Consider the following 13154-nt stretch of genomic DNA (forward strand, 5'->3'; position numbering starts at 1 on the left):
CCTGCGGGTTTGCCACCTCCCTCAATGAGGGAGGCTCTGGCGAAACCGAAAGTTTTGCACCTGAGCCGGAAGCTTTTCCGACGCGAAAGGCTCCCTCTTTGAGGAGGCTGTCGCCGTAGGCGACTGGAGGAGTTTTTCAGGTCAAGAGGTTAAAGCCCATGATGACCACACCCAGCACCACCAGCACGACGCCGGTGGCGCGGTTCAGGGTCTTAGGTTCAGCCTTATTGGCAAACACCGCCGCAATGCGTGCCCACAGCAGAGTGAACACCACGCACAGGATCCACACCAGCCAGTCGGGCGTGCCGCCGATCATGAAGTGGGAGACCGCACCGGTCAGGGCGGTGAAGGTCATAATGAACACGCTGGTGCCCACGGCGGTCTTCAGCTCGTAACCCAGCACGCTGGTGAGGATGAGCAGCATCATCATGCCGCCGCCCGCGCCGATAAAGCCGCAGATGAAACCGATGAGCATTCCGCACACCACCGACTGGACCGCACGCTTTTTTGCGCTGACGCCCTGCATGGCTTCCTTGGTGGTCATTACCGGGCGCACAATAAACTTGACGCCCAGCAGGAAGGTCATGAACACCGAGAAGCCGCCCATGGTGGCAGAGGGTACTCTGCTGGCCACCCAGCTGCCCACCACCGTGAACACCAGCACGCTGGCCATCATGATCAGGCCGTTTTTGAGATCCAGATTCTTGTTTTTGTGGTAGGTATAGGCAGACACCGCGCTGGCCAGCACATCCGACGACAGGGCAATGCCCACCGCCATATAGGGGTCCATGTGCAGGAAGGTGATGAGCATGGGGCTGATGACTGCCGCCGCGCTCATACCGGCAAAGCCGGTGCCAAGGCCGGCCCCCATACCGGCAAAAAAGGTGACAAGAACCGTAAACAACACGCTCATTTTATGCGTTCTCCTTTAAGATTTCGTCCAGATTTTTCCCGATCAGCTCCATGGTCCGGAAAAAGACCTCCTGATCGGCCGGCTCCACATGGTCCAGCAGGCGCTTGAAAAAGGCGTTCTGCACGGCACGGCCCCGGCGGATGATCGGGTCTGCCTTGCCGGTGCAGAGCAGCTTTGTTTTGCGGCGGTCGCTGGCCACGGCATAGCGCTCCAGATAGCCCTCCTGCACCAGCTTGTCCACATTCATGGAGACGAGGTTTGCCTTGATATGCCGCACCTCCACGATGTCCCGGGCCGTTTTATAGTCCGGATTGTTGGCGAGAAACAACAGGATATCCAGCGCCGTCTGCGACAGGCCAAGCTCCTGACACAGCGGCTTGCAGACAGCATTGTACGCCTGCGCGGTCTTGATGGAAAATTCGATATTCGGGTTCACAGCAGGTCTATCCTTTCATCTTTGAATGATTCATTTTTGAAGTATTATAGTGCAGAAGAGGGGAGATGTCAAGGAGGAACTCCCTCAGTCGCGGCTTACGCCGCGCCAGCTCCCTCAAGGAGGGAGAGAGCAAACCCTCTCAGGCGCTCCCGCGCCAGCTCCCCCGAAGGGGGAGCTTCGTTCGCGCTGACCAACAGATGGCAAAAAGCTCCCCCTGAGTGGAACGACTTCCCCCCGGTCGGGGGGAAGATTGCGAAGCCAGAAAGGGGAACGGCTGGCGAACGCAGTGAGCCTGAGAGGGTTCTTCCCGCCGCGCGGCTGTTTCCGCAGGAAACCAGCGCGGCAGATGCTGTTTTCCTCCACGACCCCACCCGTGAAAACGCAATGCCGGGCGGTCCGCAGACCGCCCGGCATTGCTCTATTATAAGTATAAGTAATTTTTCCGCTGAATATGCGCAGAGTACAACGACGACGACCGCCGCCAGTGGCGGAAACAGGGAGGAGTTGTTGGGACAGCGGCCAGCAAGACGCAAGTGCCGCCCAAGGCACGATGCGGATGCTGGGTGCCGCAACCCAATAGCGGAGCGCATTCCAATCGTTTTTCTCAGAACAGCGCCACTGCCGCCAGACGCACCAGCAAAGCACACAGCCATGCCACGGCGCACTGGTTCACCACCATGATGACCGCCCACTTGTTGCCCAGCTCCCGCTTGACCGAGGCCACCGCCGCGATGCAGGGGGTATACAGCAGGCAGAACACCAGCAGGGGCGCCGCCTGCGCCGGGGTGAGGGCCGCCGACAGGGCAGCTTCGGAGCCAAAGAGGATGAGCAGCGAGGACACCACGCTCTCCTTTGCCATAAAGCCGGTGATGAGGGCGGTGGAGATGCGCCAGTCCGCAAAGCCCAAAGGTCCGAACAGCGGGGCGATGTCGCCCGCAATGCGGGCAAGGATGCTGGCCTGCGGGTCGGCGGTCAGCCGCAGCTGCAGGTCAAAGTTCTGCAAAAACCAAATGACGATGGTGGCCGCAAAGATCACCGTAAAGGCCTTCTGCAAGAAGTCCCGGGCCTTTTCCCACAACAGCTGTGCCACGTTTTTCAGGCCGGGCAGGCGGTAGTTGGGCAGCTCCATAACAAAGGGCACCGCCTCGCCCTTGAACACCGTGCTCTTGAGCAGCAGTGCCGCCAGCACGCCCACCGCGATGCCGGTAAAGTACAGCAGCACCATCACAAGGCCCGCATACTGCGGGAAGAAGGCCGCTGCAAACAGGCTGTAGATGGGCAGCTTTGCCGAGCAGCTCATGAACGGGGTGAGCAGGATGGTCATTTTGCGGTCCCGCTCCGAGGGCAGGGTGCGGCTTGCCATGACGCCGGGCACCGTGCAGCCAAAGCCGATGAGCATGGGCACGATGCTGCGGCCCGAAAGGCCGATGCGGCGCAGCAGCTTATCCATCACAAAGGCCACGCGGGCCATGTAACCGGTATCCTCCAGCATGGAGAGGAAGAAGAACAGCACCACGATGATGGGCAGAAAGCTCAGCACGCTGCCCACGCCGGTAAAGACGCCGTCGATGAGCAGGGAGTGCACCGCCGCATTGACGTTCCAGTTGGTAAGCGCCGTGTCCACGATGCCGGTCAGGGCGTCGATGCCCGTTTCCATCAGGTTCTGGAAGAACAGGCCGATGACGTTGAAGGTGAGGAAGAACACCAGACCCATGATGGCGATAAAGGCCGGGATGGCGGTGTACTTGCCGGTGAGGAATTTGTCGATGCGGTTAGAGCGCAGCTGCTCTTTGCTTTCGTGGGGCTTGACCACCGTCTTGGCCACCAGCTCCTGAATGAAGGAGAACCGCATATCCGCAATGGCGGCGGCGCGGTCCAGCCCACGCTCCTGCTCCATCTGCACGATGATATGCTCGATCATCTCTTTTTCGTTCTGATCCAGCTTCAGGGCTTCCTCAATGCGCTGGTCGCCCTCCACCAGCTTGGTGGCGGCAAACCGCACCGGAATGCCCGCCGCCTTAGCGTGGTCCTCGATCAGGTGGATGATGCCGTGGATGCAGCGGTGCACCGCGCCGCCGTGGTCGTCCTCACTGCAGAAATCCATGCGGCCGGGCCGCTCCTGATACTTTGCCACATGAAGGGCGTGGTCTACCAGCTCATCTACGCCCTCATTCTTGGCGGCAGAGATGGGGATGACCGGGATGCCCAGCATGGCCTCCATCTTGTTGATGCGCACCGTGCCGCCGTTGCCGCGCACCTCGTCCATCATGTTCAGCGCCAGCACCATGGGGGTGTCCAGCTCCATGAGCTGCATCGTCAGGTAGAGGTTGCGCTCGATGTTGGTGGCATCCACGATATTGATGATGCCAGTGGGCTTTTCACCGATGATGAACTGCCGGGTGACGATCTCCTCGCTGGAATAGGGGGACATGGAGTAGATGCCCGGCAGGTCGGTGACTTCGGTCTCCGGGTGGTCCTTGATGGCACCGCTCTTGCGGTCCACCGTCACGCCCGGGAAGTTGCCCACATGCTGGTTGGAGCCAGTGAGCTGGTTGAACAGGGTGGTCTTGCCGCAGTTCTGATTGCCCGCCAGCGCAAAGGTGAGGGTCTTACCCTCGGGCAGGGGATTCTCCCCCTTTTTGATGTGGTATTTGCCGCCCTCGCCAAGGCCGGGGTGATCCACCATTTTGTCATCTGCCGGAGCCGCCGACATTGCCGGGGCTTTTTCGGTGGGGGTGATGCCGATCTGCGCGGCATCGTCCAGCCGGAGGGTCAGCTCGTAGCCATGGATGCGCAGCTCCATGGGGTCGCCCATAGGAGCCAGCTTGACCAGCGTGACCTCCGCCCCCGGGATCAGGCCCATATCCAGAAAATGCTGGCGCAGTGCGCCGCTGCCGCCGACGGTATCCACAACAGCGCTTTTTCCGATCTGCAATTCTTTTAATGTCATAAGATCGACCTTCTCATTTTATCCACTGTCAAAGTGTGTTAGTTCGTGTTAACAATAGTAATATAGGCTAACTTTGCGCGGTTGTCAATAGATAAAATGGGGGAGATGCTTGCAAATCAAACCCTCTCAGTCATCGCTGCGCGATGCCAGCTCCCCCGAGGGGGGAGCTGGCGAACAAAGTGAGCCTGAGAGGGTTCATCCTTTGGCATAACGGTACAGTTTCCGGCTAAAGCGCAAAGTTTGCGGTTTTGACGGAGGGAGTTTGCACGCAAAAAAGCCGTGCACCCTCTTTTTCAGAGAATGCACGGCTTTGGAGGTTTATGCGTTTACTTCACGGTGTGGTAGCCATCGGGGTTGTTCTTCTGCCAGTTCCAGCTGTCAGCGCACATCTCCTCAATGCCGTACTGAGCCACCCAGCCCAGCTCACGCTTGGCCTTGGAGGGGTCCGCATAGCACTCGGCAATGTCGCCGGGACGGCGCGGGTCGATCACATAGGGGATCTCCTTGCCGCAGGCCTTGGAGAAGGCGTGGATCACGTCCAGCACGCTGTAGCCCTTGCCGGTGCCCAGATTGCAGATGAACAGGCCGCAGTTCGTTTCCAGCTTCCGGATGGCGCAGACATGGCCGCGGGCCAGATCCACCACATGGATGTAATCGCGCACGCCGGTGCCGTCCGGGGTGGGATAATCGTTGCCAAAGACATGCACCTTTTCCAGCTTGCCCACAGCCACCTTGGCGATGTAGGGCATCAGGTTGTTGGGGATACCGTTGGGGTCCTCGCCGATGAGGCCGGACTTATGGGCACCAATGGGGTTGAAGTAGCGCAGCAGGGCCACGTTCAGGCTGGGGTCAGCCTTGCAGACGTCGGTCAGGATGCGCTCGGTGAAGGCCTTGGTGGTGCCGTAGGGGTTGGTGGTGGCACCCACGGGGAAGTCCTCGGTGATGGGCACGCTGGCGGGGTCGCCGTAAACGGTGGCGGAGGAGCTGAACACGAAGTTATGGCAGTTGTGCTTCCGCATCACGTCCAGAATGACCAGCGTGCAGTTGAGGTTGTTATAGTAGTATTCGATGGGCTTGGACACGCTCTCGCCCACAGCCTTGTAGGCCGCAAACTGGATGACTGCCGTGATGTCCGGGCATTCAGAGAAGATCTTCTCCACGTCCTCGTGCCGGGTCATATCTGCGTTGTAAAAGCGGAAGTCCTTGCCGGTGATCTGCTTGACGCGGTCCAGCACCACCGGGGAAGCGTTGTAGTAGTTATCTGCCACGACCACGTCGTAGCCGGCGTTCAGAAGCTCGATGCAGGTGTGGCTGCCGATATAACCGGCACCGCCGGAAACCAAAATTGCCATAGTCCAGTACCTCTCTCACTCATTCACATTACAGTTGACGCCGGGGTTTCCGGCTCTGCCTAAAGAATACCTCTTTTGCCGGGCAGAATCAAGGGATGTGTTTTCTATTTGGATGCATTTTTGTTGCTTATTTGTTTTAGAGTTTTTGATTCAAAAGCGTTTTTTGGCATTCTGTCATGGATAAAAGGCACGGTTTGTGCAAAACATAGAAATGGGGAGAGAAAACCCTCTCAGTCACGGCTTACGCCGTGCCAGATTCCCTCTTTTGTCGCTGCGCGACATCTGTTCCTCTCTTTGTCACCTGCGGTGACATTTCTCCCCGGCGCGGGGAGAATCCGTCCCGGCCGGGGGAAGTCTTTCCTCTCAGGGGGAGCTTTTTGGAATCTTCCGGTCAGCGCGAATAAAGCTCCCCCTTCGGGGGAGCTGGCTGCGACCATCGGGAGCAGACTGAGAGGGTTCTCGCCGTAGGCGACTGGGGGAGTTCTCCTCCCGCCACGCAAAAAACGCCTGCCGGAGCAGACGTTTTTTGTGTGGTGCATCATTTTTAAAGTTTCCCGCACTGCTTGCCGGTGAAGAACCGCAGGGTGGTGGTGGCACGGAACACCTTGCCCGCCCGCAGCACAGTGGTGGGAAACTCCGGATGCGAGGGGCTGCAGGGATAGTGCTGGGTCTCCAATGCAAAGCCGCCGTACTTCTGCATGGGCACGCCGCCCTTGCCGGGGGTGGGGCAGTCCTGCAGGAAGTTGCCGGTGTACAGCTGGATGCCCGGCTGGGTGGTGTACAGCTTCATGCTGATGCCGGTCTTTTCGCTGGTGGCCCATGCACAGATGCTCTGGCTGGAGCCCCGGGCGCGGTCGATGACAAAGCAGTGGTCGTAACCGCCGCCCACCATGGTGGTCTGGGCAAAGCCGGTGTCGATGTCCCGGCCGATGAGCTTGCCCTCGGTAAAGTCCATGGGCGTATCCGCCACCGGCAGGATGGCACCGGTGGGGCAGGTCTGGTTGTTGCCCTCCAGATAATTGGAGGCATAGATGCGCAGCTTCTGGCCCAGAACATCCCCCTCACCATTCAGGTTGAAGTAGCTGTGGTTGGTCAGGTTCACGATGGTGTCCGCATCGGAGGACACCCGGTAATCCATGCGGAAGGTATTGTCCTCCGTAAGGGTGTAGCGCACCGCCAGCTTCAGGTTTCCCGGGAAACCGTCCTCACCATCCGGGCTCTCAGCCTCCATCAGCAGGGTGTCGCCGAAGGCCTTCACCCGGTACAGCTTGCGGGAGAAGCAGCCGTGCAGGTGGTTGGGGCCGTTGTTTGCTTCCAGCTGGTAAGTCTTGCCGCCCACGCTGAACACCGCGTTTTCGATGCGGTTGGCATAGCGGCCTACGAATGCACCGCAGCAGGTGCTGCCGGAGGACGTGAAGTCATCCTCATAATCTGCCATGGTGTCATGGCCCAGAACGACATCCACAGGGCCGTTTTTGGCCGGAACGATGATGTTTTTAATGATGCATCCGTAATCCAGGACGCTCACGGTCAGGCCGCCGGGGTTGGAAAGGATGTACTCTGTAACATTTGCGCCCTGTCTGGTCACACCGAAGGGCTTAGAGCGGATCTGTGCCATTGGGCATTCGCCTCCTCAGATTTTACTTGGAGATACAGTCAGACAGACTTCCACTGTATTCTAGCTTATTTATGATTATATCACAGTTTTACATCTTTGTGGGGAACGAATTTTAGAATTTGAATCCAATTTTTCAGGCTATTTTTTGTTGAAATTATTCAGTTGGCGGGGTATGCCGCCAGAAAGATGTACTTCCCTCGCAGAGCGTTTTCGCGTGGATTGCGTGTTACGCCGATTTACAGTCGCTTGCGCGACGAAACGTAAGGGCAGCAGCATGTTTTCATGCTGACGCGAATGCTCCCGCAGGGAGCCAGCGTCAGCAAATGCCGTTTGCCGTTACGGCCTTTCCCGTGAAAACGCAATGCCGGGCGGTCCGCAGACCGCCCGGCATTGCTCTATTATAAATAATTCTTCCGCCTGTCGTCAGGCTTCCGGCTGTGCCGTACCCGCAGACTTCTGCGCCGCAATGAACTCTGCCGCATCGTCCGGGATATCGTCCAGATCATCGTCGCTGCCGACATCCACATTGAGCGGCGGCTTCCTGAACATCATGTCATACAGCACCGGCACGATATACAGGGTCATCAGGGTGGCATAGCTCAGGCCGCAGATGATGACGATGGCCATACCGCTCATGAGCTGGCTTGCCATATCGCCGCTGAACACCAGCTGCAGCATGGCCAGCACGGTGGTCAGGGTGGTCATGAGGATGGGGCGCATACGGGTCCTGCCGGTGGCCACCAGCGCGGCGCGGCGCTCCATGCCGCCCAGACGCAGCTGGTTTGCATAGTCCACGAACACGATGCCGTTGTTGACAACGGTGCCCATCAGCACGATGAAGCCCATCAGGGAGATCATGGTCAGCTGCTGACCGGTGATCAGCAGGCCCAGCAGGCCGCCGGTAAAGGCCAGCGGCACCGTGAACAGCACGATGAAGGGGGACAGCAGGCTCTGGAACTGTGCCACCATGACAAGGTACACAAAGGGCAGGGCCAGCGCCATCCACTGCACCATTTCGTTCACCATATAATCGGTGCTCTCGGTCTCGCCGCCCAGCGTGATGCTGCAGCCCTCCGGCATTTCGCCGCTGGCTGCGTACTCGTCCAGCTTCTTCTGCAGCACGCGGGACTGCACCATGGTGTTGTAGCCCTTCAGCGTATCTGCCGTCACGGTGACATACTCGGTCTGGTTCTCGCTGGTGATGGCGTCCGGCGCGGTGCCGGTGGACCAGCTGGCGATGTCGTTCAGGGTGCAGGTGCCTGTGGTCACAGTGCCGTCTGCCGACATTTCGGTGGTCTCAAAGGTGAGCTCCATCATATTTTCCTTGGTGACGGGGTCCAGATTATTGGTGATCTGCACATCCATGGTGGTGCCGTTCACCGTGACGGGGGTCTGGGCGGTGGCGGTGGTGGTCAGCTTGGCTGCGATCTGCTGGTACACCTGCGCCACGGTCAGGCCGTAGGCACGCACCTTGTCGCGGTCCACCTTCAGGATGATGGTGGCATCGCCGCTGCCAAGGCCGTTGTCCGCGTTGGCAAAACCCTCGGTGTCGTTCACCATCTCCACCACCTTTTCGGAGACGGCGGTCAGGGTCTCGGCATCCGCGCCATAGACCTTGACCGACAGGCCGGTCGCCAGCTGGCTGGTCAGATCATCGGTCATGCCGTACAGCTTGACCTCGGCGGTGCAGTTCTCGATCTGGGACACTGCATCCTCCATGGCCTGCCGGGTCTTTTCCACCTCACGGGAGGAAAGGCTCTCGCTCATCATGACATTGATCTTGTATCTGCCGTAGGCATTGGCGGCATTCAGGATATCGGTGATGGCGGTGGGCAGGCCCAGCTGGCTGATGTCCAGACCCGCCATGCTGGTGTCGGTGGTGATGCCCACCTCTTCCACGTTTTCCACATTCAGGGCTGCCTCTGCCACCTGACCCGCAATGGCATAGGATTCCTCCTTGGTCAGGCCGTCGGCGGTGGACAGAGTGATCTGCGCCTCGTTGCTGGTGATGCTGGGCAGCAGCTCCACGCCCATGCTCAGCACCTGCCAGCCGCTGAACACCAGCAGCACCACCGCCGCGATCAGGGGCAGGGCACGGTGCTGCAGGCACCATTCCAGACTATGGGCGTACTTTTCCTGCACCTTTTCAAACCAGACAAGGCGCTTGGGCTCGGCCTTTTTCAGCACGGTGGAGGCTGCCGCCGGGACCACCGTGAGCGCCACGATGAGGGAAGCCATCAGGCAGTAGCCGATGCACAGGGACATGGGCATCATCAGGCTGCGCACGAGGCTGGCCGAGAACACCACCGGCAGGAACACGCACACCGAGGTGAGGGTGGAGGCCACCACCGACATGCCCACCTGCCTTGTGCCCTGCACGGCAGCGCGGGCCGCAGGCACGCCGCGGCTGCGCAGGCGGTAGATGTTCTCAATGACGACCACCGAGTTGTCCACCAGCATACCAATGCCAAGGGACAGGCCGGCCAGAGTCATCACATTCAGGTCCAGACCCGTAAAGTACATGAGCACCACCGCAAACAGCACGGACAGCGGGATGCTGATGCCGACCACGAGGGTGGGCTTGACGTCCTTGAGGAAGATGGCCAGCACGATGATGGCCAGCGCGGCACCCACCACCATGCTGGTGAGGATGCTCTGGATGACGATGGTGATGTAGTTGCCCTGATTGGACAGCACCACCATGTGCAGGCCGTCGTACCGGCTCTCCATCTGTTCAAAGGCGGTCAGGCAGTTGTCGGAGACCTCGCCCGCACTGGAGGTCGCATTTTTATAGATTTTGAGGATGGATGCCTTTTCGCCGTTCAGGCGGGTGTAGCTGTCCGCAGAGTTGTCGATGACCTCCACATCCGCCACATCGGAAAGGCGCACGTCACCGTAGCCCTCCACATGCAGCAGCAGAGCACCGCTGATGTCCTCCACGCTGTCGTACTCTTCGCCTACCTTCAGCAGCCAGGACTCGCCGTCCTTGTCCGGCACATAACCGGCCGGCATGGAGAAGTTCTGTGCATAGATGAGCTGGGCCAGCGTGTCGATGTCCAGCTGCTTTGCCACATCGGCCTGTGCCAGCGCACTGGTCTTGGCCGTCTCGTACTCTTCCTTGGCGGCCTCCAGCTGCTTTTCGTACTCGTTCAGCATTTCACGCGCTTCGGTGAACTGCATATAGGCATTGAGCTGCTGCTGAGAGAAGCTGCCCAGTGCGCCGGAGAACTCGCTCATCAGCTGCGGCACATTGTCCATGGCCTTGATGGTGCTTTCCAGCGCGTTGTAGACCACATTCAGGCTTTCCTGCAGCTGCATCTCATTGGCAAGATCTTCCGCCGTGCTGCCCTCGGTGCCGGTCTCGGTGTTCATGCGCTCCTGCAGCTTCTGCAGTGCGCCGGTGAGCTTATCCGTGATGGTGCGCAGCTCTGCCACGATATCGATGAGGGAATCGATGTCCCGCATACCGGTCTCGTTGAACTTGTCCAGCACCTTCTGCAGGCCGTCGCGTACCTCGATCAGGGCCTGCTGGATCTCGGGCTCCTTGACCACGGCGATCAGGTCGTTGACGCTTTCCAGCAGGGCCTGCGCCTGCGCACGCACCGTTTCCACTGCGGCACCCACCTCGGTGCTCATCTGGCTCATGACCGAGTTGGACACTGTATTGCCAAAGTTTTTCAGCTGCTTTTCGTACTCTTTACGGCCTGCGGTGATCTGCGCCTCGGCAGCATCCAGCTGCCCACGGGCCGCCGCCAGCTGGGTGTCGATGAGTTCCAGCAGCTTTGCATTGATATCGTTGATCTTATCCTGATTCAGCTGCACCTGAACCATCTTATCCACCAGACCGCTGGAGGAAACGCTGGAAACACCACCCCTGCGCTGGAGCTCCGGCACCAGCGTTTTCTGGATGAACTCCGAAAGCTCGTACTGGTCCGCGCCTTCGCGGCTGACGGCCACCGTCATAAAGGCGTTCATGTTCAGGCTGTACTCAATGACAGAGGGGGTCAGGCAGGTGCTCGGCAGGTCGCTTTTGGCCTGATCCAGCTTGTTGGACACCTTGACCATCGCGCTGTTCATGTCGGTATCGTCCACAAATTTCATCAGCAGCAGGCTGTAGTTTTCTGCCGATGTTGCGGTGATATCGGACACGCCCGGCACGGTGAGCGCATTTTCCAGAACATCGGAGACTTCGCTCTCCACACGCTCCGGGCTTGCGCCGGGATACACGGTGACCACCATCAGATACGGCGTACTGACGTTGGGCAGAAGGTTCGTATCCATCTTTGTGACTGCCACAAAGCCCAGGATCAGAACCATAACGACTGCCACCAGCACCGTAAATGGTTTTTTAACACTGAATTTTTCCATTTTTTCCTACCATTTCTCTGCCGTGCCGCAAAGCAGGGCAGCCGCTTTCTTTCCAGAAAGGCCACACTTCAACATTTTTATTATACACACAAGCCCCCGCCTTGCAAGGGCAGGGGAGGATTCTTTTGTGATTCTTTAGATTCTTTCGCAGGATTTTAACAATTACCCTTCCGTTTTTCCATTTTCCGGCAGCGGATGCGACCAAATTCGGTCTGTCTCCCCCGATTGATACGCCTCAGCCGGGCAGATTGTTGCACCCCGCAGAAAATTTCTGCAGGGCGCACGGCAGCAGCTTTTTGTTTTTTGCGTGGAAATGTGCATTTGAATATGTTATACTAAGATGCAGAATGGATCAGCAGGCCCTTTTTCGGGCCTTATCCTATAGATTCGACCGATAAAAACGAGGAACGCTATGAAAAAAGTCATTTCCGTCCGTTTCAAAGAGAACGGCAAAAGCTATTATTTCGACCCCGCCGGGGCCGACATCAAAACCGGCGAATACGTCATTGTGGAAACTGCCCGCGGCATCGAGTGCGGCGAGGTGGTGCAGGGGGTGAGGGAGATCACCGATGCAGCGGTGCCCAAGGCCCTCAAGCCCATCACCCGCATGGCCGACAGCGTGGACATCCGCCGGATGCGCCAGAACCGTGAGGACGAGAAGCGCGCCTACCGCACCTGTCAGGAGTGCATCGCCCGCCACGGTCTGGAAATGAAGCTGGTGGAAGCGGAATACACGCTGGACCGCTCCAAGATCATGTTCTACTTTACCGCGGACGGCCGGGTGGACTTCCGCGAGCTGGTCAAGGATCTGGCCGGCATCTTCCACACCCGCATCGAGCTGCGCCAGATCGGCGTGCGGGACGAGAGCAAGATGATCGGCGGTCTGGGCATCTGCGGCCAGCCCTTCTGCTGCAGCCGCTTCCTCAAGGACTTCCAGCCCGTGTCCATCAAGATGGCAAAGGAGCAGGGCCTTTCGCTGAACCCCACCAAGATCAGCGGTGCCTGCGGCCGGTTGATGTGCTGCCTTGCCTACGAGGAAAGTGCCTACGAATACCTGAACAGCATCATGCCCATGGTGGGCAGCACCGTGCGCACACCGGACGGCCTTGGCACTGTGCTGGAAGTGAACCCGGTATCCGGCTACCTGCGGGTGCGCTGCGGCACCGAGAGCCTTTCGCCCCGGTACTACAAGGTAGGCGTGTGTGAGTATGTCAGCGGCGGCAAGCGTGCGCCCCGCCGCCCGGACCCGGACGACGATTACTCCGGCGTGCGCAACCCGGCACCGGTGGTGGCCTGCTCCGACGAGGGGGAAAAGCGCTGCGCCGGCGGCTGCTGTGCCAGAAAGCGCCCTGCCGAAAAGGAGTGAGAGCAGCGCCGGAGGCTCCGAGGGGTTAGTCTGCTAAAACTAACCATTCTTCGTGATTTTTGCCAAAAAACTCCTGCAAATTTGTCCATAAGTTAGCCTGTGCTTTTGTGCAACCCAACAAAAAACAGACTTTTGTGTTTTTTGGGCCACG

Annotated in this window: 7 protein-coding genes; 1 reads left to right on the plus strand and 6 read right to left on the minus strand. The window is 58.9% G+C overall.

Translation table 11 applies throughout. From position 1 onward, the window contains the following. Positions 1-136 precede the first annotated feature (136 nt). The 6 genes from ACNSPV_RS06005 to ACNSPV_RS06030 form a co-directional block, all read right to left on the minus strand. A complete protein-coding gene (locus tag ACNSPV_RS06005; RefSeq protein WP_249237675.1) occupies positions 137-913 on the minus strand; it encodes a sulfite exporter TauE/SafE family protein in 777 nt (258 codons plus the stop codon). A 1-nt stretch (position 914) separates the two neighbouring features. Then, positions 915-1349 (minus strand): MarR family transcriptional regulator, encoded by a 435-nt coding sequence (locus ACNSPV_RS06010; RefSeq protein WP_339394474.1) that lies wholly within the window; start codon positions 1347-1349, stop codon positions 915-917. Positions 1350-1953: 604 nt separating this feature from the next. Then, positions 1954-4299: a ferrous iron transport protein B gene (gene feoB, locus ACNSPV_RS06015; protein WP_348584180.1), complete on the minus strand. Its 2346-nt coding sequence runs from the start codon at positions 4297-4299 to the stop codon at positions 1954-1956. Between the two features lie 326 nt (positions 4300-4625). After that, positions 4626-5651 carry a UDP-glucose 4-epimerase GalE gene (gene galE, locus ACNSPV_RS06020; RefSeq protein ID WP_339394472.1) on the minus strand — a complete coding sequence of 342 codons (1026 nt, stop codon included), beginning with the start codon at positions 5649-5651 and terminating at the stop codon, positions 4626-4628. Between the two features lie 544 nt (positions 5652-6195). Next, complete coding sequence (locus tag ACNSPV_RS06025) at positions 6196-7269, minus strand: aldose epimerase family protein (RefSeq protein WP_348584179.1); 1074 nt, start codon at positions 7267-7269, stop codon at positions 6196-6198. A gap of 423 nt (positions 7270-7692) precedes the next feature. After that, entirely contained in the window at positions 7693-11637 is a 3945-nt protein-coding gene (locus tag ACNSPV_RS06030; protein WP_348584178.1) for an efflux RND transporter permease subunit, read from the minus strand. A gap of 412 nt (positions 11638-12049) precedes the next feature. Between ACNSPV_RS06030 and ACNSPV_RS06035 the strand changes: the two genes are divergently transcribed. Continuing rightward, complete coding sequence (locus tag ACNSPV_RS06035; protein WP_348584176.1) at positions 12050-13003, plus strand: stage 0 sporulation family protein; 954 nt, start codon at positions 12050-12052, stop codon at positions 13001-13003. The last annotated feature ends 151 nt before the right edge of the window (positions 13004-13154 follow it).

This window comes from Faecalibacterium sp. 3 (assembly GCF_048323735.1).
GTDB classification, from domain to species: domain Bacteria; phylum Bacillota; class Clostridia; order Oscillospirales; family Ruminococcaceae; genus Faecalibacterium; species Faecalibacterium wellingii.